General features: G+C 45.9%; 23 protein-coding genes. 16 read left to right on the top strand and 7 right to left on the bottom strand.

Going from position 1 to position 23,971, the window contains the following annotated elements:
• Positions 1 to 277: 277 nt before the first annotated feature.
• From HRI96_RS08150 to HRI96_RS08140, 3 genes are read left to right on the top strand one after another with little or no spacing between them, the layout of a single operon-like run.
• A complete protein-coding gene (locus tag HRI96_RS08150; protein WP_210116886.1) occupies positions 278 to 496 on the top strand; it encodes a hypothetical protein in 219 nt (72 codons plus the stop codon).
• Between the two features lie 6 nt (positions 497 to 502).
• On the top strand, positions 503 to 2,599 hold the full coding sequence (locus HRI96_RS08145; RefSeq protein WP_210116885.1) for a heavy metal translocating P-type ATPase: 2,097 nt from the start codon (positions 503 to 505) through the stop codon (positions 2,597 to 2,599).
• 4 nt (positions 2,600 to 2,603) lie between these two features.
• Positions 2,604 to 2,930 carry an HMA2 domain-containing protein gene (locus tag HRI96_RS08140; protein WP_210116884.1) on the top strand — a complete coding sequence of 109 codons (327 nt, stop codon included), beginning with the start codon at positions 2,604 to 2,606 and terminating at the stop codon, positions 2,928 to 2,930.
• Between the two features lie 80 nt (positions 2,931 to 3,010).
• Here the strand turns inward: HRI96_RS08140 and HRI96_RS08135 are convergent, their stop codons facing one another.
• The 3 genes from HRI96_RS08135 to HRI96_RS08125 are packed head-to-tail and all read right to left on the bottom strand — an operon-like array spanning position 3,011 to position 6,561.
• The gene (locus HRI96_RS08135) at positions 3,011 to 3,826 is read right to left on the bottom strand and encodes an ABC transporter ATP-binding protein (RefSeq protein ID WP_210116883.1); all 816 of its coding nucleotides are present in this window, start codon (positions 3,824 to 3,826) and stop codon (positions 3,011 to 3,013) included.
• Positions 3,823 to 5,508, bottom strand: coding sequence for an ABC transporter permease (locus tag HRI96_RS08130; protein ID WP_210116882.1), 1,686 nt, complete (start codon positions 5,506 to 5,508; stop codon positions 3,823 to 3,825). The genes HRI96_RS08135 and HRI96_RS08130 overlap by 4 nt, the downstream gene beginning before the upstream one ends.
• 21 nt (positions 5,509 to 5,529) lie before the next feature.
• A complete protein-coding gene (locus HRI96_RS08125) occupies positions 5,530 to 6,561 on the bottom strand; it encodes a thiamine ABC transporter substrate-binding protein (RefSeq protein ID WP_210116881.1) in 1,032 nt (343 codons plus the stop codon).
• Between the two features lie 347 nt (positions 6,562 to 6,908).
• Here HRI96_RS08125 and HRI96_RS08120 point away from each other — a divergent pair, with 347 nt between their 5' ends.
• Genes HRI96_RS08120 through flgE form a run of 4 tightly spaced genes read left to right on the top strand, consistent with a single transcriptional unit; the run spans position 6,909 to position 11,173 of the window.
• The gene (locus HRI96_RS08120; protein ID WP_210116880.1) at positions 6,909 to 7,541 is read left to right on the top strand and encodes a periplasmic-type flagellar collar protein FlbB; all 633 of its coding nucleotides are present in this window, start codon (positions 6,909 to 6,911) and stop codon (positions 7,539 to 7,541) included.
• A gap of 50 nt (positions 7,542 to 7,591) precedes the next feature.
• The gene (locus HRI96_RS08115) at positions 7,592 to 9,295 is read left to right on the top strand and encodes a flagellar hook-length control protein FliK (RefSeq protein ID WP_210116879.1); all 1,704 of its coding nucleotides are present in this window, start codon (positions 7,592 to 7,594) and stop codon (positions 9,293 to 9,295) included.
• A 27-nt stretch (positions 9,296 to 9,322) separates the two neighbouring features.
• Complete coding sequence (flgD, locus tag HRI96_RS08110; protein WP_346267159.1) at positions 9,323 to 9,766, top strand: flagellar hook assembly protein FlgD; 444 nt, start codon at positions 9,323 to 9,325, stop codon at positions 9,764 to 9,766.
• 15 nt (positions 9,767 to 9,781) lie between these two features.
• Entirely contained in the window at positions 9,782 to 11,173 is a 1,392-nt protein-coding gene (flgE, locus tag HRI96_RS08105) for a flagellar hook protein FlgE (protein ID WP_210116878.1), read from the top strand.
• A gap of 78 nt (positions 11,174 to 11,251) precedes the next feature.
• Here the strand turns inward: flgE and HRI96_RS08100 are convergent, their stop codons facing one another.
• Complete coding sequence (locus HRI96_RS08100; RefSeq protein ID WP_210116877.1) at positions 11,252 to 11,836, bottom strand: HAD family hydrolase; 585 nt, start codon at positions 11,834 to 11,836, stop codon at positions 11,252 to 11,254.
• A gap of 93 nt (positions 11,837 to 11,929) precedes the next feature.
• On the opposite strand from HRI96_RS08100, the gene HRI96_RS08095 reads away from it, so the two are divergent.
• Both HRI96_RS08095 and miaA read left to right on the top strand, forming a co-directional pair.
• Complete coding sequence (locus HRI96_RS08095) at positions 11,930 to 13,180, top strand: class I SAM-dependent rRNA methyltransferase (RefSeq protein WP_210116876.1); 1,251 nt, start codon at positions 11,930 to 11,932, stop codon at positions 13,178 to 13,180.
• Between the two features lie 2 nt (positions 13,181 to 13,182).
• On the top strand, positions 13,183 to 14,178 hold the full coding sequence (gene miaA, locus HRI96_RS08090; RefSeq protein ID WP_256729192.1) for a tRNA (adenosine(37)-N6)-dimethylallyltransferase MiaA: 996 nt from the start codon (positions 13,183 to 13,185) through the stop codon (positions 14,176 to 14,178).
• 97 nt (positions 14,179 to 14,275) lie between these two features.
• On the opposite strand, the gene HRI96_RS08085 is transcribed toward miaA, so the two are convergent.
• On the bottom strand, positions 14,276 to 14,494 hold the full coding sequence (locus HRI96_RS08085; protein ID WP_210116874.1) for a hypothetical protein: 219 nt from the start codon (positions 14,492 to 14,494) through the stop codon (positions 14,276 to 14,278).
• 254 nt (positions 14,495 to 14,748) lie between these two features.
• Between HRI96_RS08085 and HRI96_RS08080 the strand changes: the two genes are divergently transcribed.
• Entirely contained in the window at positions 14,749 to 15,591 is an 843-nt protein-coding gene (locus tag HRI96_RS08080; protein WP_210116873.1) for a TatD family hydrolase, read from the top strand.
• Here the strand turns inward: HRI96_RS08080 and HRI96_RS08075 are convergent.
• Positions 15,560 to 15,910 carry an Hpt domain-containing protein gene (locus tag HRI96_RS08075; RefSeq protein WP_210116872.1) on the bottom strand — a complete coding sequence of 117 codons (351 nt, stop codon included), beginning with the start codon at positions 15,908 to 15,910 and terminating at the stop codon, positions 15,560 to 15,562. The genes HRI96_RS08080 and HRI96_RS08075 overlap by 32 nt on opposite strands.
• Positions 15,911 to 15,955: 45 nt before the next feature.
• Here HRI96_RS08075 and lepB point away from each other — a divergent pair, with 45 nt between their 5' ends.
• The gene (gene lepB, locus HRI96_RS08070) at positions 15,956 to 17,707 is read left to right on the top strand and encodes a signal peptidase I (protein ID WP_210116871.1); all 1,752 of its coding nucleotides are present in this window, start codon (positions 15,956 to 15,958) and stop codon (positions 17,705 to 17,707) included.
• Between the two features lie 47 nt (positions 17,708 to 17,754).
• Here lepB and secA read toward each other — a convergent pair whose 3' ends face one another.
• Entirely contained in the window at positions 17,755 to 20,511 is a 2,757-nt protein-coding gene (secA, locus tag HRI96_RS08065) for a preprotein translocase subunit SecA (RefSeq protein WP_210116870.1), read from the bottom strand.
• A 222-nt stretch (positions 20,512 to 20,733) separates the two neighbouring features.
• Between secA and HRI96_RS08060 the strand changes: the two genes are divergently transcribed.
• Genes HRI96_RS08060 through HRI96_RS08040 form a run of 5 tightly spaced genes read left to right on the top strand, consistent with a single transcriptional unit; the run spans position 20,734 to position 23,824 of the window.
• On the top strand, positions 20,734 to 21,969 hold the full coding sequence (locus tag HRI96_RS08060) for an LIC_12708 family protein (RefSeq protein WP_256729191.1): 1,236 nt from the start codon (positions 20,734 to 20,736) through the stop codon (positions 21,967 to 21,969).
• 2 nt (positions 21,970 to 21,971) lie between these two features.
• Entirely contained in the window at positions 21,972 to 22,553 is a 582-nt protein-coding gene (locus tag HRI96_RS08055) for a hypothetical protein (RefSeq protein WP_210116869.1), read from the top strand.
• Positions 22,554 to 22,568: 15 nt separating this feature from the next.
• Positions 22,569 to 23,024: a hypothetical protein gene (locus HRI96_RS08050; protein WP_210116868.1), complete on the top strand. Its 456-nt coding sequence runs from the start codon at positions 22,569 to 22,571 to the stop codon at positions 23,022 to 23,024.
• Between the two features lie 3 nt (positions 23,025 to 23,027).
• On the top strand, positions 23,028 to 23,459 hold the full coding sequence (locus HRI96_RS08045) for a (deoxy)nucleoside triphosphate pyrophosphohydrolase (protein ID WP_210116867.1): 432 nt from the start codon (positions 23,028 to 23,030) through the stop codon (positions 23,457 to 23,459).
• The gene (locus tag HRI96_RS08040; protein WP_210116866.1) at positions 23,456 to 23,824 is read left to right on the top strand and encodes a hypothetical protein; all 369 of its coding nucleotides are present in this window, start codon (positions 23,456 to 23,458) and stop codon (positions 23,822 to 23,824) included. The genes HRI96_RS08045 and HRI96_RS08040 overlap by 4 nt, the downstream gene beginning before the upstream one ends.
• Positions 23,825 to 23,971: the final 147 nt, after the last annotated feature.

The following is a 23,971-nucleotide window of genomic DNA, read 5'->3' as shown; positions in this document are numbered from 1 at the left end:
ATGACCTTTCGTACGCGGAAAGTGCACATTTCTTTAAAATGCGGCATTCGCGCATTTTGGGCGCACACGTTTTTGGCGTCTTGGGCGCGCAGTTGATAAATTCATGTAAGTTCTTTATTATAGTTTAAGAAAAACATCCTTGTTTTTCTTTAACGAACAGTTTTTTTCAAAAACTGTCAGCCTTGATTGTGGGTCGCACATCCGTGTGCGGCAAAAGCCGCCCTGAAATTATAAAAAAACAAGGTCTGAACGGCCGTTGCTTTTTATGGGAGTTATTATGACAATAGGAAAAAATTTTTTGATCGGAGTTTTGGTAGGGGCCGCTGCTGCGTCTCTCATTAAAACAAGCACTTTTAGAAAGGGAGTTGCAAAAGTTGCTGCGGCAGGTCTTCAGTTAAAAGAGGAAGCCTTTGAGTTTCTTGAATCCGTAAAAGAAGACGCCGAAGATGTAGCGGCCGAAAAAGTTTCAAAAAAGACCGCTGCAAAAAAGAACTGATCCTTCATGAATTTTTATATTAAACATTCTCTTCCGGGACGTATCAGGGTAGGATACAACAAGGATGAAATTTCTTCGCATCAGGCGGCTTTGGCTCGGCAGCTGCTCTGCGTGCAGGAAGGAATGATAAAGGTGACGGTCAATTGTGTTACCGCCGCGTTCCTTATTTATTATGACGAATCGGTTTTGTCCCAAAAGAAAATAGAAGCTCTTTTTGCGGCGCTTTCGGACAAATATCTCTGTGACGAAGAAATGCTTTCTTCTGTGGAAGAGCCCGTTAAAGATCACGGCCTTTGGGGCGCGCTTTTTGCAATGACGGCAAACCATTATATACGCAGGCTTTTTCCTCCTTCAATACGGCTTATTTTAAACGTCGCAGCCTTTTTACCCAGAATATTTAAAGGCATGAGCCATGTTGCGCGCGGCGATATTTTTAACACCTCTGTTCTTGACGCAACGGCCATCACTATGGCGGCCGTAAACGGTGACATGAATACCGCTTCCAATATCAATTTTCTTCTTAACGTAGGGGAAGCCATTGAAACTTTTACAAAAAAAAGATCGTACGATAATCTTGCCCATACTATGCTTAACGAACACGAGCAAGTCCGGCTCGTAGAAGGGGATACGGAAAGATCCGTCCCGCTTTATATGCTTAAAACGGGAGATACGGTTGCAGTGCGCACGGGCGCGGTTATTCCCGCCGACGGCGATGTTATAAAAGGTGAAGCGTTGATAAATCAGGCTTCAATCACCGGCGAACCCTTAGCGGTGGAAAAAAGAGAAAGACAATCGGTTTTTGCAGGAACTATAGTTCAGGAAGGGGAACTTTTTATCCGAGTACGCGCAGTCGGAAGTCAAACAAAGGTTCAAAACATACTCGCGATGATCGATTCGTCGCAATCGCTTAAAGTATCTTCTCAGATTCGCTCCGAGAATCTTGCGAACACTCTTGTAAAGTATAATTTTTTGCTTTCGCTGCTGGTATTTGTTGCGACGCGCGATATTACAAAGGTTATGGCCACTCTTATGGTGGACTATTCATGCGCGATGAAACTTGCTTCTCCGATCGCCGTTTTAAGCGCCATGAAGGAGGCTTCCGAACACGGTATTTTGGTAAAAGGCGGCAAATTTCTTGAAGAAGCGTCGCACGCCGATACCGTAGTATTCGACAAAACCGGAACTTTGACCGCGGCCGTACCTAAGTTGTCCCGAGTAATTCCGTTCGGAAATCTTACTGAAAGTCAGGTGCTCACGATTGCGGCTTGCCTTGAAGAGCATTTTATTCATCCTGTTTCGCGCGCTATAGTTCAGGCTGCCGCCGACAGGAAACTCAAGCACCGTGAAAGGCACGCCAAGGTGGAATACGTGGTTGCCCACGGCATCGCTACGACTATGGACGGAAAAAAACTTATCATAGGAAGCAGACATTTTGTCTTTGAAGACGAGCGCGTAGCCGTACCTGAGAATATGGAGCGTATTCAAAAAGAGGCCGTCGACAGGGGAGAGTCTCTTTTGTATCTTGCGGAAGACGGACAGCTGCTTGGTGTTTTGGCCGTTACGGATCCTGTGCGTAAGGACGCCGAACGCATAATAGAGCTTTTGCATGAAAACGGGGTTACTACGTGCGCGATGATAACCGGAGACGACGAGGGAGCCGCAAAAACCGCCGCGAAAGCCGCAAAAATCGACTTTTATATTTTTAGGGCTCTGCCTGAAGATAAGGTTTCATACATAAAAAAGCAAAAAGAGGCTGGGCACAAGGTTCTTATGATAGGGGACGGAATAAACGACGCTCCCGCACTTGCAACTGCCGATATAGGAGTCGCTATGGGCGACTGCGCCGATATTACAAGCGCGACGGCCGACATAGTTTTATCTTCGGAAAACGGACTTTCGGATCTGCTGACTACGCGTGTTTTGGGGCAAAGGCTTCTTGAAAAGATCGACCGCAATAACCGCGGCATCGTTGCGGTGAATTCCGTTTTGATTATGGCCGGATTGGCAGGAATTTTAAGTCCCGCCCTTGCCGCAGTGCTTCACAATCTTTCAACGGTTTTGTTCAGCGCGGTTGCGGCAAAATCGCTGCTCGGTAACCGCTAAAGCTATGCAGATCAATTATTTCCCCGGCCGAATACGGCTTCGCGACCGTATATTGCGCGATGACGACATAAGGCAAGCGGCTGTGGACGTTGCCGCAAAGCTGGGGAAGATCCTCTCCGTTTCATACAATGAAAGGACGGGCAGCGTGCTTTTGGAATATGACGCGGAAAGCGTCGATATGGAAAAAATTTCATCGCTTGTTCCGCTCGCGGCAAAATTAAACGCCAAGGCTTCGTTTTATACCGAAAGCAAAAAAGATGAGATTATCGCCCTGATCGAAAAAATCGGCAGGAAGATCGACGGATGGGCGAATGATTGCGGCAAGCCGTGATAGCGTTTCCCTGCGGCGGCGGAAAATTGCGGAATCTCCCAAAGCTGAAACTGTGGGCGGCCCTGTGAGCCTTATAAACTTTATGAACCGCCGAGCAAGAGTTCTTCGCAAAAATCTTTAGGATCTCCCGTCCAAATTTGCCTTCCCCTGTAAAGCACCGTAACTGCGTCGCACATAGCTTTTATTTCGTTTATATCGTGGGTTACAAGAATGCCGGTAAAGCCTGTCTTGTTTTGAAGCTGCTTTATCTCTTTTGCCAGTTTTTTGCGAAGGGGCGCGTCCAAGGCGGAAAACGGCTCGTCAAACAGGATGAGAGAAGGGTTCATGATAAGCGTGCGGGCGAGGCTTACGCGCTGGGCTTCTCCGCCCGAAAGAGAATCGGGAAAGCGTTCGGCCAGGTCTTTCATGTTGAATTTGTCGAGGTATTCGGCGGCGTATTTTCTTGCTTCTTTTTTTGAAAGTCGAACTTCGGATGAGACCTCCCCGTAGCGTAACCCGTATGCGACGTTATCGTCCACTCTCAGGTGAGGAAAAAGCGCGGGAGTTTGAAAGACCATGCCTATTCCGCGTTTGGCAGGCGGAAGTTTTGAAATGTCCTTGCCGTCAAGTAAAATCTTGGGTTTTTCGGTAAACTCTTTGCCGCCGTCCACCCGTATGCGGCTGTCGTCGCTTTCCAAAAGTCCGCTTATGAGCCGCAGCACAGTAGACTTTCCGCTGCCCGATTGCCCTGCAATTCCCAAAATCAAGCCTTTTTCAAGCGAACATGAAAAATCTATCGAAAAATCTTGACGCTCCTTTTGTCCCGCTCCGCTTTCATGCGGCCGCTTCAGAAAAAACTTATTTTTTTTACCGTCGTTCCAAGTTTTTACAAGATGAGAAATTTCAAGATAGCTCATAGGTTTTTTTCCGAAAATTTTGAACTTAAATAAAAGACTCCGGCCGTAAGAAGAGCCAGAATGCATCCGCATGCGCAGGCGTCGTCAAAGCGGTACGAGCTTGCAAGCCTGTATGTAAAAAGCGAAAGCGTATCATAACGCGGAATCGCCAAGATAAGCGGCAGGGAGGCGTCTCCCGCGCTCATTGCAAAACAAAAACCGAACGCGCCTATCATATTTGTTTTACACAACGGCAGCATTACGGAAAAACACCTGTCAAACCGCCTTGAAGTCAAAAGAACCGACGCTTCTTGAATTTCTTTTGGGATTCTGTCGGCTCCGTGCATTATCTGTCTGAAGGCGAACGGCCAGTATAACGCGGACTGGGCAAGGATCAGCGTCAGCGGGGAACCCCGCCTTATAAATTGCGTCATTCCGAATCCGGTTACGATCGACGAAACCGCCATGGGGAGCAGCGGAACGATACGAAATATCGTTTTTGGATTTGAAAATCTTTTTAAGGCAAAGGAATATGCCGTTCCCGCCGCCGTACACAAAACGGCCGTAGAAAAAGCCGTTTGAAACGTGTGAGTTACCGAAACATAAAACGATTTTTGCGAGAATATTTTTATAAAATTCGCAAAAGTGAAATTCATATACCTTACGGCGCGTTGTTCCGCGTTGCCGGAAAAAGCGTTGACCGCAAGCATAAAAAGAGGCAAAAGAAAAAAGACTGCGATCAGCGAAATCACAAAAGCGGCCGGTATTTTTTCCGAAAGAGGCGAATTTTTTAAAAAACTTTCGCCGTTTTTGTCGTCTTTGCCGCTCTCATCGTTTGAAAAACTTATTCCCGTGTTTTTTTGCGAAAGTTTTTCAGCCTTTGCATGGAGCGCGATAACCGACACTGCGATAGCCGTTTCCAAAAGAGAAAGCACGGACGCCTTGTGAAAATTAAGGGTGGAGCGGGCGGCCTGATAGATTTCCACTTCGAGCGTAGCGCTTCCTACGGTACCGAACAGTAAAACTATGATAAAGCTGAAAAAGCAAAATAAAAATACGATCAGCGAAGAAGCGGCAAGGGACGGCAGCAATTGAAATATCGTTACCGTTCTGAAAATGCAGAATTTTTTTGCGCCCAGCATTTTTGCGGCTTCCTGCATTTCCTTGGGGATCCTTTTCCAAGAATCTCCCACGGTCTTCATTACGATCGGAAAATTGTAAAATCCCTGAACCAGTATGATGCCGGCAAAGGAATACAAAAAAGTTATGGGCGGCAGCTCTAAATTGAATATTTTCATTAAAGCCTTATTTACAGATCCCTGCATTCCGAACGCGCTCACATAGCCCAGCGCTACCAACAGAGGAGGAAAACACAGCGGGATTGCCGAAAGCGATTCTAAAAAGCTGCGCCCTAAAAATTTTTTGTTTGCAATAAGATATGCGGCCGGAAGCCCGACCGCAACTGCAAGCGCCGTTGAAAAAAAAGCCAAACGCACGGTAAAAAAAGCCGGTTTTATCACCGAAAAAAAAGCGTATTGAGATTCTTCTTCATGAACGCTTGTGAAAGCGGGCGCGATTGCAGCAATAAAAGGAATGACGAACGCCGCTGTCAAAATTGCAGTGCAAAGCAAGGCCGTACATGCGCACGCCGTGTATAAAACAGTTTTTGCCGGCAAATACTTAGGCCCTGCTGTTTTTTTCATCACTGAATCATCGCTGGATCATCATTGAACGGCGGCCATTATTTTTTCGACGGCCGCGCCGAGGCTTGCGCTGTCTACGGAAAGTTTTTTATCCGCTTGCGGAGCCGCCTTATAGCAATCCGGAAGAACCGTATTTTTGTTTACCGGATACATCCACTGGGTGAGAGGGATTATGCTTTGGGCGTCTTTAGAGATCAAAAAATCCATAAAGGCTTTTGCGCCCTGCTCGTTTTGCGCCCCTTTTACGACGCCCGCTCCTTCTATCTGCATTATGTGGCCTTCGCTAAATATCAGTGCCTTGTATCGGTCTGTCTTGTCATATTCAACGTGATAAGCGGGGCTTGTCGTGTAGCTCACTACGAGAGGAGCTTCTCCGTGCGTAAAAAGTCCGTATCCCGCATCCCATCCGGGAGCCATTGTCAAAATCGAAGGCTTGAGCTGCTTCCAGAAGTCAAGATACTTGTCTTTAAAAACGGCTATGGTCCACGCCGCAAAGCCGAGCCCCGGAGTGGACATTCTCGGATCCATCAGGATGAGTTTTTTAGAGTATTCAGGCCTAGTAAGATCTTCAAGAGATTTTGGCGCGGGGACTTTTGACTGTGTGTCGTAAATCAGGGCAAAATAGCTCCAATCGAACGGGGTCAAAATATAGTCGCTCGTCAAAAGAAGCTCCGAAGGAATTTCTTCCGCGCCCGAAGGCTTGTACGCGCTTAAGATTTTAGCCTTTCGCGCCGCATCGGTTTGGTTATTGTCTATTCCAAGCAGAACGTCCGCCTGCGGATCGTTCTTTTCGAGAATTGCGCGCGAGAGAATCTGCGCCCCGTCGCCGACTGAAACAAGCGAAAGTTTAAGTCCCGTTTTTTGCTCGAACCTTTTTGTGATTTCAGGCCCCGCTCCCCAGTCGGAAACAAAGGAGTCGTATGTATAGACTACGACCTCTTTTTGCCTTTGAGAAGAGCCGCTCTTGGTTTGATCCGTTTCGGATCTTCCGCCTGCCGTAAGTGATAAGTTGATTAAAGATAAAAGGATAAAGGTATAAAGAATTTTCTTCATATCTACCTCCGCCGGTATTATCCGGATCAGGTTGGGGCAGCCGTACGGCGCCCTCGGGTATAATCTCAGAGATCCGCGAAAAGATTTTCCGCAAGGATCACACCCCGATATGCTTGTTATTATATATACAATGAGAGTGCGTGACAACGGCTCCGCGTCGCTTTTGCCGTCCTGCGTTCCGCCGTTTTACTTTTTTAAAAGCATTCCCCGTGCCCGTGCATCTTGCGCCGAGAACATCGTCGGTTCGCTTTTCTTGAATACTTTTTGTGCCTTTTTGATCCTATTATTGCGCATGCTTCAATTATGGTATATTATTTAAACATTAATCGATAATACGGGGAGAAAACGTGGCACGACACGGTTCCGGCTTGGGAAAATCCATAGTACTTTTATTTTTAATCATCATACTTATTTTGGGCGGCCTTTTGTGGTTCGATTACCTGGGCGTAATTCACGCAAAAACCTTTTTTTCGCCTGTGTACCGACTTTTGGGAAGAGAGCCTCAAACTTCGCTTTCTTCAACATCATCGCATCCTTTAACTGCGGATCTCGATCAGGACAGACTCGACAGGCAGCGCGAAGCTCTGAATATTTACAAGCAGGAACTTGATAAACGCGACGAGGATCTTGCGGCGGCGGAACAGCACAACCGCCAAATAGCCCAGGAACTCGAAGAAAGAATAAAAACTCAAGAAGAAAGGGAAAAAACATTCAACAATGTTGTAAAAAAGTACGATGATAAGAATGTAAACATCGTGCAAATTTCGCAGAATTTGACCGGAATGGCGCCGCAAAACGCGGTGAACATTTTGCTTGCAATGGACGACCAAACAGTCATAGACGTTCTTCGCAAAGTCGAAGAGCAGGCCAGAGCGAGCGGTTCAAGTTCTATGGTTTCTTATTGGCTTTCCCTTATGCCGGCGGCGCGTGCGGCCGAGATCCAGCGTAAGATGGTCAATAAACCCGAATCGTTGAACTAGGCGACAGGTTCTGCCGTATTTCCGATGTTTTAACATTGGAGGTGGAACTTATGCAGACTGTCAACGTTTCGTTTGACAATCAAAACCTGCAAAATCCGTTTGCAAAACAGTCTCACGCCCCTTCCCATTCGCCGTCTTCTTTTTTAAATTTACTTAAAGCGGAAACGTCCGGATCGAGCTTTGTCGGGTCTTCTTCTCAGGGCGGTTTTTCCGGTTCTTTACTCAATCAAAAAGAAAGCGCTCAGGGAATGATAAAGTCGGCCGGAGCCGTATTTCTTGCCGGTATGAGTAATTCCGCAATTTCTTCCGACCCTGCCGGCAGAGGCGGCTTTTCGGGCAGTCAGATGGAATTTGTTTCGGGAAGGACTTTGACTGGCGGAGTTTCGGCGGCAGGCAGTGCGGCGGAAAATTCAATCGGCGTAAAAAATGCGGCGGAAAATTCAATCGGCGTAAAAAATGCGGCGGCGGAAGACGGTGGGAACAGTGCGGGCGGCTCAAGCGTTTCAAGAAGTTCGAACATTTCGAGCGATGCTAAAGCCGAGAAAGCTGCAGCCGCCGAGCGGGAAGACGCTGCCGGCAAAGACACGGAAATGCAGAAAGCCACCGATAAGGCTGAAATTTCAGAAAGAACGGCTCTAAAAAAAGGCGGTGCCGCAGGCGAAGAAGCCGGTGCCGTCGAAGACTCCGGCGCGGCGGATGCCGGACGCACAAAGGAAGGAGCCGTTTATTCACGTCTTAAAGGTTCTAAATCCGTAGAACTTGCCGCCGAAGATGCAAGCGCTAAAATACCTTTTCAAACTGAAGATGCGGATGAAATGTCCTTGGCCGAAGGCGCGGCGCCTAAAAAAACGGGAACTTCGGGTAAAAAAATCGGCGAAAAAGATTCGTTCGGCCTAGGAAAAAAATCAAAAGAAATTTCGGATAATGAATCCGCTCTTATAGGAATCGGACTGGACGCTGTAAAGGCTTCGGGAGCGGCTTTGAAAAATGCCTCAAAGGCGCGACTCGCCGGAAAAGACGCGTCTGACGACGTTACGGACGTCAAAGGCAATTCCCGCAAAAAGACGATCGTCTTGGGCGATAAACTTGCCTTTGAAGTTACGGATTTGCGCTCTTTGGCGGAAACGCAGGATGTGTCCGAGGGAAGATCGGCCTCGGATAAAAATTCCTTCGCCGCCGCTTTTAAAACTCAAACGCGTTTTGACGGCAGTAATATGCAGTTTACGTTCGATCTTAATCAAAATCAAATAAACCCGAACATGTTAACTGATAGAAGCTCGCCGGCCGGAAGCGTAAATTCGAATTTCCAATCGATGCTTTCAAATCTTATTCAGGATAAGGCGGCTGAATTTGCCCGCGCAGGTTCCATAGTTTTAAAAGACAATAACTTCGGAAATATCTCCATGGTCCTTCATCCGGAATCTTTAGGAAACGTTAAGATAAATCTTGAATTGGCCGATAAGATAATTACGGGTCACATAACCGTGAATTCACGCGAAGCGATGGCGGCGTTTGAAGGCAATATCCAAGCGTTAAAAAACGCCTTTATGCAGAGCGGGTTTGAATCGGCTTCGTTCGATCTTTCAATGGCAAATCATAACGCCGGAGGAAATTCGGGCGGAGGGCAGGGCGGCCAAAAGCATATGCAGGATATTTCGGATAAGATATACGGCGACTATGCGGAAGTTTCTTCGGCGGCGCCCGAAGTGCAGCGGGAATACGGTATTGACTATTCGGTAAATATAGTAGCTTAGGATTTATACGGAAATTTTTAGGAGAATATGATGGATTTCAGTCCAACCATGAGCGCGGCGGAAAAAGCGCAGGTGCAGATGACCGCCGACAATTTTAACAAAAAACTTGCGGTAAACGGACGTACGGCAAGTCAGCAATTAGGCAAGGATGATTTTTTAAAATTGCTGCTGACACAGCTTTCCCATCAGGATCCTACAAATCCTATGGACAATAACGAGTTTATTGCACAGATGGCGCAGTTTTCGTCGCTTGAGCAGATAAACAATATGAGCAATTCCTTTGCAAAGCTGGCGACAATGCTCGGTTCTTCCGACGCCGTAAACACTATAGGAAAAACCGTTGAAATAAATACGGGCGACGCTACTATACAGGGGATTGTGGAAGGCGCGACCCGCGGTGAAAATCCGAAAGTGCAGATAAACGGCGTTCTGTACGATATGGAAAAAATCAACGCCGTGTATGGTAATTAAAAAGAGGGTAGCTATATGATGAGATCGCTTTATTCCGGGGTTTCCGGTCTGCAAAATCACCAGACACGGATGGACGTTATCGGTAACAATATTTCAAATGTGAACACCACAGGTTTCAAACGCGGCCGCGTTAATTTTCAGGACATGATTTCACAGCAGATGTCAGGAGCCGCCGCGCCTACGACCGAAGTGGGCGGCGTAAATCCTAAGGAAGTGGGACTGGGAATGACCGTCGCTGCGATAGATACGGTTTTCACTCAGGGAAACCTTCAAACAACCGGCGTTTCTACGGATCTTGCCATTCAGGGTAACGGATTTTTTATTCTGAAAAACGGGGAAGAATCGTTTTATTCGCGCGCGGGAGCTTTCAGTTTGGACGTGGACGGAACTCTCGTAAACCCTGCGAACGGTATGCGTGTGCAAGGCTGGATGGCGCGTGATCTTAACGGCGAGCAGGTTTTGACTACGGCGGCGAGCCCCACCGATCTCACGATACCCGTAGGATCTAAGGATCCCGCCCGCGCTACTCAGAACGTGAATTTTGCCTGCAACCTTGATAAAAACACGCCTGAAATTCTTGAAGGCGCAAGCGATGCCGACGTTGCCCGCGGTACTTGGAATACGGAATTTAAAATATACGACAGTTTCGGCAACACTCACAATCTGGCGGTTTCCTTTGAACGAGTGCCCGGCAATCCTAATCAGTGGCTGGCGACGGTGCTAGTCGATCCTGAAAATTCTGAAGTTACGCAGACCCGCATAGGCATCGGAACGACGGACGGTGTAGGAAATACTTTCCTAGTGAATTTTGACAATACCGGAACTCTGCAGTCCGCAGTAGACACGGCTAATAACGTTTCAAATCCGGCGGGAGAAATTGTTTTGCAGGCTTCGTTTACCGTTCCCGATTCCAACGCATACGCCGACGGAACTCCTTACCGTCAGACTATGAACATAAATCTCGGCACGATCGGAAGCCAGAGAAATACGGTTACACAATCGGCGTCCAAGAGCACTACGAAGGCCTTTGCACAGGACGGGTACACTATGGGTTACCTTGACAATTTCAAGATCGATTCTTCGGGCGTTATTACAGGCGTTTACAGCAACGGAACCAACCGCACGATCGGACAGGTAGCGCTCGCATCGTTTGCAAACCAAAACGGTCTTGAAAAAGCCGGGGATAACACCTATGTTCAGTCTAACAACTCAGGCATTGCAAGAATAGGCGAAAGCGGCATCGCGGGAAACGGAAGCCTTTTGGCAGGCGCCTTGGAAATGTCAAACGTGGATCTTACGGATCAGTTTACCGACATGATTGTAACCCAGCGCGGTTTTCAGTCCAACGCAAAGACAATTCAAACGGCCGATACGCTGCTTGAAACTGTTTTGAGCTTGAAGCGGTAACGAGCGGCCTATATTGACTGAATCTTGAAAAACCGCTTAAGGCGAGTTTTTCAAGATTCTCTAGTTAAAACGGCAGCGTTAAAGCCAGTTTTTTAAAGCGTCTTCCAAGTTTGAGGCGGTTGTAAATCTGTGTGTTTGTATACCCAGTTTTGCGGCCGCCTCAACGTTTTCCTGTCTGTCGTCTATAAAAAAAGTATCTTGCGCCTCAGTTTTTTCAAATTTTAAAATTAACTGCCAAAAACGCGGGTCGGGTTTTGAAACTCCCATCTGATGCGAAGCGTACGTCATGTCGAATATTCCGTAGTCGTTTCTTGCCAGGTGACAGTCATAGTGGCTGGATATTGTGTTTGTTCCGCAGACTACGCGGTGCTTGTTTTTAATCAATTTACCTATGATTTCATAAACTTCGGGAATGCGGTTGGGGCGCAAAGCCAGCCGCCAATAGTCGGCGGTTATCGGTCTTCCTAATTTTTTTGAAAATTCCTTCCAATAATGTTCAACCGTGATCACTCCGTCGCTTAAAAGCTGCATCATGTCCCGCCCCTTGTCGTCGACGGCGTACTCTTTTGCCTGTTCCACGCTGATGTTCAGGCTGGCTGAAATCTGTTCTTCAAGCGAGGCGGACGTTATACAAACTCCCCCCATATCGAAAATAAAAAGCATAGGATCCTCTTAAAGTGAATTTTTAATTTGATTAATTATATTAAAAAGCGTCTTCATTGTACAGGTTAGCGGTTTGAGTGTATACTCGCTTTTATGAGTGATTTTGCGCGAATATTTTTAAAACCCCGTGAAGAAAAGGAAATCGAGCAGGGCTTTCCGTGGGTGTTTGACAACGAGATAGACTTTGTAAAATATCAGGAAAACGGAAAGAAGACGCAGGCGCCGCTTTCAGGGTGCAATGTAAAAGACGGGAGCGGAGTTGAAGTCTTTACTAAGGCGGGAGGTTTTTTAGGAACGGGAATCATAAACCGCACGTCGAAAATCACCGTCCGTATGATCGGAAACGAACATGCAGATAAAATATATGAAGATTTGAGCGGATACTGGTCTAAAAGAATTCACAACGCTTTTAACGTCCGGCGCCTGAATTATTCCGATGAAGATTCTTACCGCCTGATCTTCGGCGAAGCCGATCTTATTCCCGGGCTGATCGTGGAACGCTACTGTACGGAAGCGCATAAGGTGTATCTGGTCGTTCAGTTTTTAGCGCTTTCGTGCGAAGTTTTTAGAGATGAAATTCTTGAAGCGTTGAAAAAAATATGCTCGCCGTACGGAATTTATGAGCGAAGCGACGCCGACGTGCGCGAAAAAGAAGGATTGGCGCGGACTGCCGGCTGGATAGGCGCCGCTCGGGAAGAGACGATAACCATCGTTGAAAATGGAATAAAACTGAAAGTTGATCTGGCTCGCGGCCAAAAAACGGGATATTTTTTGGATCAAAAATTTAACCGCAGGGCGGCGGCGCACTATTGCCGCGGAAAAAAAGTTCTTGATGCGTTTTGCCACACGGGCGCCTTCGGACTGAACGCCGCAAAGGCCGGCGCAAAAGAAGTGATCTGTGCCGATATTTCACCCGAAGCGATGGAAACCGTGCGTGAAAACATAAAAATAAACGGTTTTGAAAAAATCATAAGAACCGAATGCGCCGACGTTTTCGATCTTTTAAAAAAATACGAAGCCGGCGGTGAAAAATTCGACGTTATAATACTTGATCCTCCGGCATTTACAAAGAGCGCAAAGATGATCAAAAAGGCCTACGGGGGATATAAGGAAATAAATTTGCGTGCAATGCGCCTTTTAAATGAAGGCGGTTTTTTGGTCACCTGTTCCTGTTCGTACTTTTTTGATTCGGTTACGTTTTACAGCATGCTCATGCATGCGGCGACCGACAGTCATAAGCGCGTTCAGATAATCGAAAAACGGGGAGCGGCTTACGATCATCCGGTCTTATTGGGAGATCCCAAATCCGAATATTTGAAATGCGCAATAGCGAGGATCATCTAGCGGTGTCCGGAGTTGAAAAAGCCGCAGATTCTTTTGTTAAACTGCCGCTTGAAAAATACAACCTGATAGTGCTCTTAGGTCCCACGGCCGTGGGGAAAACGGCTCTGGGCGTGCGCCTTGCGGATAAATTCTGCGGAGAGATTATCTCGGCAGATTCGAGGCAGGTGTATAAGGAACTTAACTTGGGGAGCGGCAAGGATATTGACGAATATACGCTTCCGGACGGAAAGAAAATTCCCTATCACTTGATCGATATCACGGATCTGAGTTATGAATACAACGTTTTCGATTACCAGTGTGATTTTTATAAGGCGTTTTCGCAGATTTCAGAAAGGGGGAAAATGTCTTTCCTTGTGGGCGGAACGGGGATGTATATCGATTCGGTCGTAAGGAATTATGACCTTGTTCCAGTGCCGGAAAATCCTTCGCTCCGGAAGGATCTTGAAAAAAAGACGCTTGAAGAACTCGGCGCAATCCTTTTAAAAATGTGTCCCGATTTTCACACTTCGTCGCATTTAAAAGACCGCGAACGCGTGATCCGTCACATAGAAATAAAGACTTTTATGAGCGGAAACGATCTCATCGAATTCCGAAAAACCCAGCCGCCTAAACCCGAAATCCGCCCGTTTATAATAGGTACAACTCTTTTGCGCCCCGTATTGCGGGAAAATATTGAAAGACGCCTGCGGGAAAGGTTTAACGCCGGAATGCTGGATGAAGTTTTTGATCTTCATAAAAACGGCGTTTCTTGGCAAAGACTTGAAAGTTTGGGACTTGAGTACAAATTTATTTCGGAGTTCCTTGAAGGAAAATACGCGGCGAAAGAAAGCATGTACGAAGCTCTCAATCATGCAATAGCGCAATTTGCAAAACGGCAGGAAACGTGGTTTCGCGGTATGGAAAAAAAAGGCATCCGTATAAACTGGCTGCCTTCAGTTCCCGACGCAAAAGTAAAATTTACTTCCGCCGTTGATATGATCTTAGGGGCGTTTTTATGATTTTACCGCCGGCCGACTATGCGGTTTGCTTAAGATCGCTAAAAGTTCTCAATCGGTAAGCGTAATCGCCATAATCGATGAAATGCCGCCCGATATTTTATGTGTTTACGGCGATTTTTACCGGTTTTTCGATTTTTGTGATGTATCCGGTTCTTACACAGCTTTCAAATAAGGATTTGCTTATAAAATCCGTCGTAACTTCGTCATAGCCGTCGCGGTCGCGCACTATGCGGACTACATAACCGTCGTCCATTTCACGTTCAATGGTCATATAATCGTTTGAACTTCCTATACTCTTTAATGTGTAAGCTCCCATACAGTACCTCCCAATCTCGAAAAACCATGAAAGGAATAGTTTTCAAGATGTTCTATTATATTTTCGGTATATAAATATTCATGTTTAGCTTTTTTTATGCTAAATGCACAACTTGCGGTACCCTGTGTGCGGTTGTCCTAGGTGCGCCGTGTCGGGCTTCAGTCTGTCGCGCTCAAATTTATCGCACCCAAACTTGCGGCGCTCAAACTTGCGGCGGTCTGTCTTTTTTAATTTTTTTTGTATATATTTTAGCCATGATCTGTGATGCGCATTTTCATCTTATACCGTTTTTAGAATCTTGCCCGGAAAATCTGCATTTGCCGGAAGGGGAAAATCCGCCTTTCGATTTATGCGCGGCATTCAAAATCCCGCAGGGGCTTTTTTTACGGGCGTGCACTTGCGCTCACGACAAAGAAGAATTTGAAAAACAGCGTCAAATCGTTAAAGCCGTTAAAGACGACCCTGAAATTTCAAAGTCGCTTAGTTTACACGAAGCGTTCGGAATGCATCCCCAAGATCCTCTCGTTGAAAATGCGGATTTTTTGGAATCCTTACTGCAAAGAGATCTTATATGCGCCGTAGGAGAGACGGGATTCGATCTGTTTAACGGCGAATTCAAGCGGACTGTAGAGCGGCAAAAGCAAGCTTGGGACATACAGATATCCCTTGCTGAAAAATACAAAAAGCCTGTAGTCATACATTGCCGAAAAGCGATGCATTTGATCTTTGAGGACGGCAGGCGGCTTAAAAAACTTCCGGCAGTAATATTTCACTCGTTTCCGGGAAGCCCTGTGGAAGCGCTTTCGTTTTTGAAACGCGGCGTAAATGCTTTTTTCAGTTTTGGAAAACAGATTTTAAACAATAACAAACGCGCCGTAGCGTGCGTTTCCTCTCTTCCGCTTCAAAATTTATTGTTGGAAACCGATTCTCCTTTTCAAACTTTAAAGGGCGAAAAGTTTACCCATCCCGTGGAAATACTTCGCGTTTACAAGGAAGCGTTTAATTTGCGTCAGGCGGCAGAAAGTTATTCGTACTTGAATTTTTGCAGCCGGCTGGAAAGCAATTTTATTTCAGCCTTCGGCATTCGTCCGACATAACTTTGCAGGTTTTATCGTAAAGGGAAAAAAACTCCTTTGCCTTTAAAGCCGCGTTCCCGTCAGTCTTTCCGCGCAGAATATCTTCAAGTTCCTGGCCCTTAGATGCAAGCTGCTGTGCGCACAGCTGTCTTGCAGCCCCTTTTACGCGATGGACAGAACTGGCGGCTTCTTCAAATTTTTTTTGTTTTATCAGTTGTGTAAGGCGAGCTTTGTCAAATTGTGCGTCGTTCAAAAATCCTTCAAGCAGGATCGCAAAAAGAGACTCATCGTTATCGATCATATCCATAGCCTGCTTGACGTCAAGTATTTGTAAGTCCATGTATAAAATATAGTTTTTTATGCCGGTTTCTGCTATACTTTTTTTATGAATAAAATACGGATTTTGAATTTGTGCGCCGTTTTTACCGCGCTCGTTTTTTCTGTTTTAAATATAAATTTTCATGCCGACGTTTCGTTTTTAGCTTTTCCGCTTTCGATTTTGTTTGCATTTGCACGGTCATATTTTTCATTCGTTTTATTTAAAAAAAACGATATGCGCTTGATTCCCGTAGTGAGAAAATTCATACAGTACGAACCTTATGTTTATATGGCCGTCTTTATTTTGCGCCGCGCCGGAGAACACGAAACTTCTTACATTTTTGATCTTGCGTGCGTAATATTTTGGCTTTTTATCGCCGTATGTTCGTTCGCCCTGCAGTATTATATGAGCGAAAAACGCGTTTATTCTTATGATCCTTCGTGGAAAAGCGCCCGTAAGAGCCTTGTAAAGTCCAAACGCGGTTTTGTATTCCGTGCATTAACCGAAGCTGCGGAATGGATCGACGCTCTTTTGCAGGCCGTTTTTATGGTGCTGCTCATCCAAATTTTCTTTTTTCAGCTTTATCAAATTCCTTCGGAATCCATGGTTCCTGAATTTCTTATAAAAGACCGCGTCGTAGTAGGCAAAACGGCCAGCGGCCCCAAATTCCCTCTTTCGGAGATCGGACTTCCGTATTTAAAGACATACAGAAGGGGAAACATAGTCGTATTCAGAAATCCCCATTACATAATAGACAGAAAATCGGAAATAAAAACGTTTGTGTCGCAGCTTGTGTACATGCTTTCGTTTACGACCGTAAATCTGAACGTCGATGAAAAGGGAGACCCCAAAGCCGATCCGCTGGTAAAGCGCGTGGCAGGAGTTCCCGGAGAACAGCTTGTTATGCAGGACGGAATTTTATATGCGCGCACAAAGGACTCCGCCGATTTCAAACAGGTGGAATATGACGCAAAAAAAGCCGCGTGGGATCTTAATTCTCTTCCTGAAAAAATAAAGCGGAATATAAGCTATTTTCCTCTTACGCACGAAGAATATGAGCTGATGATCGAATGTGAAAGGCAGCGCAATTCCCTCGATCTTACCGTCTCTGCCCAAGAGTGTAAGGACATTGCCGCTTCTTTTGAACGCCTTTCGCGAAGAACGGTTAAAGATCCGTCTGCAAAGCAAAATTCTTTGAAAGATCTTTTTACCGCTTCAGACATGTTTGAATACAACCTTTTTGACCAAAACATATCGGTAACGCAAAAACTTTTAAGCGCCTCAGGCGGAAGCGAATGGTTTACCATGTTTATGACGGATTGGACTGCCCGCTCCGACTTGAAATCAGGGTATGTCGGAGGCGACATTTATACCGACGCAGCTTTCCGCCTTAATCTTATGATAAAACTGACGCTCGGCCGAATCATACTTAGAAACGCCGAGCTTATGTTTTCAAACGCGTCCGCAAGCGAAAAGAATTCCGATGAAAAACGGCTTTCGTATTTTAAAACGGCACAAATGCTTAATTTTTACATACTTTTGCACGACCGGCGCAACATGCCCGTCTTTCCTGCGAACGACGCTTCAGGAAAAGCTCAATACATTCCTGAAAACTGCTATTTTATGATGGGAGATAATCGCTTTAATTCCCTTGACATGAGACATTCGTACAATGAAAAACTCGTGCGTCTTACGGACTTTGACGATTTTTCTGTTACTTATTATTCGAATATGTCGCCGCAATATGTAAACAGGCGCTATATTTTAGGAACTACGGCGTTAAGGTTTTGGCCGCCGGGCAGAATAGGCAGACTCTGACTTGCGGCGGCATTGCCGCAAACCGTATCTGCCGCACAGTTTAGGATTCAAGCGTTTCTTCCGCAGCAATTTTTATATTTTTTGCCGCTTCCGCAGGGGCAAGGATCGTTTCTTCCCACCTTGGGAACGGTTCTGCGCACGGTTACGCCTGCGCCGGTGGAAGATTTTTGCATCTCGCCTCCCGAGGCCTGCCGCCTTGCCTGGTCTCCGCTGAACGATGAAGCCGCTTGTGAATGTTTGGCTTCCATCTGTCTCTGCGGTTTTACTTCTCGCGGAACCGAAGGATTCACCTGTATGCGCACTTTAAATACTTTAGAAACGATTTCTTCGCGGATAGCATCCAGCATGTCGTAAAAAATGTTGAAACCGTCGATTTTGTATTCCGTAAGAGGATTTTTTGAACCGTAGGAGCGTAAACTTACGCCTTCGCGCAGCGACTCGAGCGTCTCAAGCTGATCCAGCCATTTTTTATCTATGGATTGTATGTACTGGTATCTGATGAACATGTTCAGGTTTTCTTTTCCGGCGAGAGTCGTTTTTTCTGTAAGATCGTTTTGCAAGGCGGCGAGGACGGTTTCTCTGTTCAATTGATCGGGTGAAAACAGCATGCCGAAAGACTGTCTAAGGCGATCCGAAAGAATTTGAGCAGAGTTGTCTTTTGCGTTTTTGGAAGTTTTTCCGTAATCGTCAAAGATATCGTTTACAATATCCTTGGCGTTGTTCATAACCCTGTCGGCAAGGCCGTCGTCTTCGAGTATGGAATCGCGCTGCTGATATATAACATTTCTTTGCTCGTTCAAAACGTCGTCGTATTCAAGCAGGTGTTTGCGGATTTCAAAGTTTCGCTCTTCAACCTTCCGCTGAGCGTTTTCTATTCCCTTGTTGAGCCACGGATGATAGATCGGTTCTCCCGGTTCCATTCCTATCCGGCGCATTATATTTTTCATGCGCTCTCCGCCGAACAGTCTCATAAGATCGTCGTCCATGGAAATAAAGAATTTACTTCTTCCCGGATCACCCTGACGGCCCGAACGTCCGCGGAGCTGATTGTCGATGCGTCGGCTTTCATGCCGTTCCGTTCCTATTACGTAAAGGCCTCCCAACGAACGCACTTCATCGCAGTCCTTAAGCCATTTTTCTTTTTCAACGGCGTATGCTGCCGAATATTGTTCCGGCGTCGCATTTGTACCGGCGCGCTTGCGCGCTCTGAATTCCGGATTTCCTCCGAGTTTTATGTCGGTTCCGCGTCCGGCCATGTTAGTCGCTATCGTAACGGAGCCCTTTGCGCCCGCTTCCGCAATTATCATAGCTTCTCGGGCATGATTTTTTGCGTTGAGAACTTCGTGGCGCACTCCTTTTCGTGTCAGCAGGGATGACAAATATTCGGACTTTTCAACGGATATGGTTCCTACGAGAATGGGCTGTCCCTTGTCATGTGCGGCGGAAATCTCATTACAGATAGCGTTCCATTTGTCTTCTTCGTTAAGATAGACTTCGTCGTTTTCATCTTTACGTATGACCGGTTTGTTCGTGGGAATCACCACCACGTCCAGCTTGTAGATCTTGTTAAATTCCACGGCTTCCGTCGCTGCCGTTCCTGTCATGCCGGACAGTTTTTTGTACATGCGGAAAAAATTCTGGAATGTGATCGTCGCCATAGTACGGTTGCGCTGCGCGATTCGTATGTGTTCTTTCGCTTCTATCGCCTGATGCAGTCCGTCTCCGTAACGGCGCCCTTCAAGTACGCGGCCGGTAAATTCGTCCACGATCTGGACTTGTCCGTCGCGTACGAGATAGTCGACTTCGTTTTTATAAAGTCTGTGAGCGCGTACGGCCTGTGTAAAGTAATGAACGTATTCAAAATTTTCTTCGTCAAATACGGTGCCTTTTATAAGGTTGTGCTTGTGAAGAATTTCGTCGATGTGGTTCATCCCTGCGTCGGTAAACGAAACTCTGCGCGATTTTTCATCGAGCGTGTAGTCGCCTTTCAGGTTCTTCCTTTCTTCGGCTTCCATCTGCACTTCGTCCGGATATAAACCCGTTACGGGATCTTTTTCAACTTCCGTAAGCTGGTTTACGTACTTTTCAACTTCATAGTATTTAAAAGTATCGTCTTCGCCCGCTCCGCTTATGATCAGAGGAGTTCTTGCTTCGTCTATTAAGATGGAGTCTATTTCATCGACGACTGCAAAATTAAATCCGCGCTGCACCTTACGATTCAGCTCTATCTGCATGTTATCCCGCAAATAATCAAAACCCAGCTCGTTGTTCGTTCCGTAAGTTATGTCGCAGTTATACGCGGCTTTGCGCGCTTCATTATCCATATTCGATAGAATGCTGCCTACGGTCTGGCCTAGGTATGCGTACACGGGGCGCATCCAGTCTGCGTCGCGTTCGGCAAGATAGTCGTTTACGGTGACTATGTGAACACCCTTTCCTGAAAGGCTGTTAAGATAAGCTGCGGCGACGCACATGAGGGTTTTACCTTCGCCGGTTTTCATTTCGGTTATTCTTCCGGAATTCAGGACTATCGCGCCCATTATCTGAACGTCGTAGGGGCGTTCGCCTAGAACCCGTTTTGAAGCTTCTCTGGCAAGAGCGAAGGCTTCAGGCAGAATGCTTTCGAGTGTTTCGCCGTTTTTTATGCGGTCTTTTAATATCTGCGTCTGTTTGGGAAATTCTTCGGCCGGAAGGCTTTCCGCCCAGCTTTCTTTTGCGTTGACTTTTTCAACGATCGGTTTCAGCGTTTTGATATCACGTTCGGATTGAGATCCGAACAGGAAGGTCATAATCTTATCTATCATATCGTCTAATATACTTAAAAAGCCCTTATGAGTAAAGATTTAACATTTAAAGATACGGGACGACTTCTGCGGAAAACGGCTGCATTCCCGGCGGCGCCCTGCCGTTTAGGCCTGAAAATTCTATCTCCGTGCTCGTACAGCCGGCCGGTCGCTGAAAGGCGCAGCGGCACATACCGCTTAAAATAATTGACACATCATACGCTAATCTTTATTCTTTTTGTGATGATAAAGAAAAAAAAATTGCCGCTATATATTTTGTTTTTTTCAGCGCTTTTTTGTGCCGTGTTTTTTTCGTCGTGCACGGACTCCGGCGTTTCAAACATAGTTGACAGTGAAAAACTTTTCGTATTGGAGTACGGAAAATTCGACAATCAAATAGATCTGTTTAATATTTCGTCCGTAGGCCCCATGAGCACTTTCATATCCATGAAGGACGGTTTTTTTTACATTTCCAACGGCGAATCAAAAAAAATAATGGAAATGAATTCCTACGGCGATCTTTTGACCTTGTTTTATAATGAAGAAAATAATGTGCGCCCGGATTTTGTATTGTCCACGGATACCGTTGACAGCACTAAAAAGGCCGTTTCCTATCCGTTTAATTCTCCTGGCGTAATTACCGTAGATTCGCGCAAATGCATTTATGTAGTGGATTCTTTGCCTCAGGAACAGCAGATTTTAAATACCGATGAAAATCTTGTCTACAGGCAGGTGGTGCTCAGATTTGCCAGCAGCGGAAAGGCGCTCGATTATATAGGCCGGCAAGGGGTAGGGGGAACGCCTTTCCCTTATATAAAGAATATTTATATCACAAGGCAGGACGAACTTGTTGTTGTGTGCGTAACAAATACCGGCCTCACGGTTTATTGGTTTAATTCTTCGGGGCAGCTTTTATACGTCGTTCCGATAAACAATTCGGATCTTCCCAATCCGTTTGCCGAAAATTCTACGGAAGATTATTATATGGCGGCCGGAAATATAATTCCTGCGGCCGATAACGATATTTTGTACATAAAAATCGATTATTTTCTTACGCACTTCGATCAGGATTCTAAAGTGCAGTCGGGAATCGATTATACCAACACGCTTCTTTATCCGATCAACGCATCTACGGGATCATATTCGGAACCTTTGAAAATTCCTGCTTACGAAGAGACTGTGTCGGACGGTTTCGGCAAGGTAGTTTACATGACGCCGTATGAGTTTATCGGAGTTACCGATTCAGGCTGGATGTTTTTTTCTTTGCCCGTCAGCGACGGCTACATGCTCCAGATAATTCAGCCCGGCGGTCACAGGGTGCTTAACAGAAAGATCAAGGTGGACAGTGCGAGACTTTTGTATTATACGTTTTCTCTTTCTCAAACGGGAATTCTTTCGGGGCTTTTCGCTTATCCTGAAAACGCCGCGATAGAATGGTGGCGCATCGATTCGCTGATAGAAAATTTGTCGGAAGGCTGAAAATGGCTTTTGACGATATTTCCAGTGACGGCGCCGACGAAATCCGCGCCGACGGCGAAGAAGTTTTACACTTTTATTACAACCGTGAAGAACGCCTTAAAAATGCGCCCCAGTCGGTAAAGGATTATTATTCGGGCAAATTCAAACTCAATAAGGGATTTAAAGTTCTTGTGGCCAATAAGGCCAACCGTTTTGTTCTTATCATCCTTATCGTTTGCCTTGTCTTTGTCCTGTTCACCACGGTTTTAACTTCGGAAAATACGGCGCGCATAGGCAACATCGATATGCAGCTTTCTTCTTTTGCCTTTGAAGACGAAATTTACGTTAGCCTTAAAATAAACTCGTCCGGCAAAAACTCAGGAAAAAAGTCCAAAAAAAAACTTGCCGTTCCCGTAGAGATGGATGTCGTTTGCTACGACGCGGACAAACAGCCGTCCATGCTCCAAAAAATCGAAGGCGTTTTTACAGGAGACGAGCTGTTTTTACGGACAAAATTTTCCGATTATGATATACTGTATGTGCGTGCCGATGTCGCCGCTTTGGGCGAATCGCGCAAACTTTTTGCATCTGTACAAAGAAAATAAAAATGCGGAGGAAAAATGCTTCAATTTTATTTTTTGTCCATATTGTTAAATCTAATTACCGGACTCGTTCTTATTTATGCGGATATTTTTGCCGATGACGCCGGAAAAAGCGAAAAAACTTCCGAAAAAAGCGGCGGTAAAATAAAAGATCTCGTTTCAGGTACGGCTTTTTTTTCAAATAAAACGTTTTTACTCGTAGTGGGAATTCTTTCGGCGTTTACGGGCGTGATGAAACTTCTTTCCGTAGTGCGAAACGATATTCCCGTAATAGGCGACTTGCTTCCGTCTCTTGCAGGGCTTTTAGGCGGATTTTCCGTGATCCTCGCTTATTACCGCATGACTTCCGCGGAAAAAATTTCACTTCCCGATATTGTTGAAAAAGTGTTTGTAGACGGGCATAAATACATAGGCGTGTTTTGCATTACGGCCGGGCTTCTTCACTTTATATTCCCCGGCGTTTTGTTCTTTTAATCTATGCTCCGGAATTCTTCCGTAGCCTGCATAGCTTATTCGGGCGAAAAAGTTTTGATCGCACGGCGAAAATTCGGCGGCGATATGGGCGGAAGGTGGGAATTTCCCGGCGGAAAAGTAGAACCTGACGAAACCGACTTATGCGCCGCCGTTCGTGAATTCAAAGAAGAATTCGGAATTGACGTAAAGATCGGCGGATATATTTGTGAAACGGAATTTGAGCACGGCGGTAAAAAAAGCGTTTTACGCGCTTATGAAGTTTTTGTTCCGCACGACGGTATAGAAAAATCTTATGCGCTCTCGGAGCATTTGGAATATAAATGGGCGGATCTTGCCGAAATAGAAAAATTGAACTTTGTCGATTCCGATATGAAGCTTTATCCTTCAGTAAAAGATTATATTATGAGCAAAAACGGGACGCGGAAGCAATCATGAAAAGATTTATCGCTCTTTTTATGTTTGTTTTTGTATTTTTTTCAGGATGTCTGCCTGAAAAAGAAGCTGAACGCATAGAATTTGACAATTCCGAACCGTTGGCCCTTGTTCCGGACGTCCGCTGGGCTGTCGTTACTGAGCCGTATTCGGCATTACGCACAAACGCCGGCTGGGAATTTCCTGTAAGCGCATACAGCCGCCGCGGTGAAATTCACCGAATCACGGGCAATAAGACCGTTTTCAGCCCTGACGGTACCGCGGCGGTTTGGCTCCGCTTTGAAGGCGGCTGGCTTCCGAACTCGGCCGTGACGGTGTGCTACAATCTTTTTAACGCAAGAACCGTTTCCGAACAGATAAAAAAATAAATAATAGACAGCACCGCTGCGGATTTGCCGCGAAACTTCAAGCAGTTTTGAGGTGTTGATGCCTCCGCAAATTCTAAGCGATGTTTCTCGCAGCGTCTTTTAAACTTACATTTTTGATTTTCGGTTTTAGTGATTGGAAATCCCGCC

Origin of the sequence: Treponema parvum (genome assembly GCF_017893945.1) — a bacterium.
In the GTDB taxonomy this organism is placed as follows: domain Bacteria; phylum Spirochaetota; class Spirochaetia; order Treponematales; family Treponemataceae; genus Treponema_D; species Treponema_D parvum_A.
Note: the sequence above shows the minus strand (reverse complement) of the source record. Positions and strands in the feature narration are given on the sequence as shown.

Excerpts from the sequence above, each read along its gene's own strand:
- secA (WP_210116870.1), bottom strand. The coding sequence starts at position 20,511 with ATGATAGATAAGATTATGACCTTCCTGTTCGGATCTCAATCCGAACGT.
- HRI96_RS08040 (WP_210116866.1), top strand. The coding sequence starts at position 23,456 with ATGAAAAGATTTATCGCTCTTTTTATGTTTGTTTTTGTATTTTTTTCA.
- HRI96_RS08095 (WP_210116876.1), top strand. The coding sequence starts at position 11,930 with ATGAGTGATTTTGCGCGAATATTTTTAAAACCCCGTGAAGAAAAGGAA.
- HRI96_RS08140 (WP_210116884.1), top strand. The coding sequence starts at position 2,604 with ATGCAGATCAATTATTTCCCCGGCCGAATACGGCTTCGCGACCGTATA.
- HRI96_RS08150 (WP_210116886.1), top strand. The coding sequence starts at position 278 with ATGACAATAGGAAAAAATTTTTTGATCGGAGTTTTGGTAGGGGCCGCT.
- HRI96_RS08130 (WP_210116882.1), bottom strand. The coding sequence starts at position 5,508 with ATGAAAAAAACAGCAGGGCCTAAGTATTTGCCGGCAAAAACTGTTTTA.
- flgE (WP_210116878.1), top strand. The coding sequence starts at position 9,782 with ATGATGAGATCGCTTTATTCCGGGGTTTCCGGTCTGCAAAATCACCAG.
- HRI96_RS08100 (WP_210116877.1), bottom strand. The coding sequence starts at position 11,836 with ATGCTTTTTATTTTCGATATGGGGGGAGTTTGTATAACGTCCGCCTCG.
- lepB (WP_210116871.1), top strand. The coding sequence starts at position 15,956 with ATGAATAAAATACGGATTTTGAATTTGTGCGCCGTTTTTACCGCGCTC.
- HRI96_RS08080 (WP_210116873.1), top strand. The coding sequence starts at position 14,749 with ATGATCTGTGATGCGCATTTTCATCTTATACCGTTTTTAGAATCTTGC.
- HRI96_RS08075 (WP_210116872.1), bottom strand. The coding sequence starts at position 15,910 with ATGGACTTACAAATACTTGACGTCAAGCAGGCTATGGATATGATCGAT.
- flgD (WP_346267159.1), top strand. The coding sequence starts at position 9,323 with ATGATGGATTTCAGTCCAACCATGAGCGCGGCGGAAAAAGCGCAGGTG.
- HRI96_RS08115 (WP_210116879.1), top strand. The coding sequence starts at position 7,592 with ATGCAGACTGTCAACGTTTCGTTTGACAATCAAAACCTGCAAAATCCG.
- HRI96_RS08045 (WP_210116867.1), top strand. The coding sequence starts at position 23,028 with ATGCTCCGGAATTCTTCCGTAGCCTGCATAGCTTATTCGGGCGAAAAA.
- HRI96_RS08125 (WP_210116881.1), bottom strand. The coding sequence starts at position 6,561 with ATGAAGAAAATTCTTTATACCTTTATCCTTTTATCTTTAATCAACTTA.
- HRI96_RS08145 (WP_210116885.1), top strand. The coding sequence starts at position 503 with ATGAATTTTTATATTAAACATTCTCTTCCGGGACGTATCAGGGTAGGA.
- HRI96_RS08135 (WP_210116883.1), bottom strand. The coding sequence starts at position 3,826 with ATGAGCTATCTTGAAATTTCTCATCTTGTAAAAACTTGGAACGACGGT.
- HRI96_RS08060 (WP_256729191.1), top strand. The coding sequence starts at position 20,734 with ATGATAAAGAAAAAAAAATTGCCGCTATATATTTTGTTTTTTTCAGCG.
- HRI96_RS08050 (WP_210116868.1), top strand. The coding sequence starts at position 22,569 with ATGCTTCAATTTTATTTTTTGTCCATATTGTTAAATCTAATTACCGGA.
- HRI96_RS08085 (WP_210116874.1), bottom strand. The coding sequence starts at position 14,494 with ATGGGAGCTTACACATTAAAGAGTATAGGAAGTTCAAACGATTATATG.
- HRI96_RS08055 (WP_210116869.1), top strand. The coding sequence starts at position 21,972 with ATGGCTTTTGACGATATTTCCAGTGACGGCGCCGACGAAATCCGCGCC.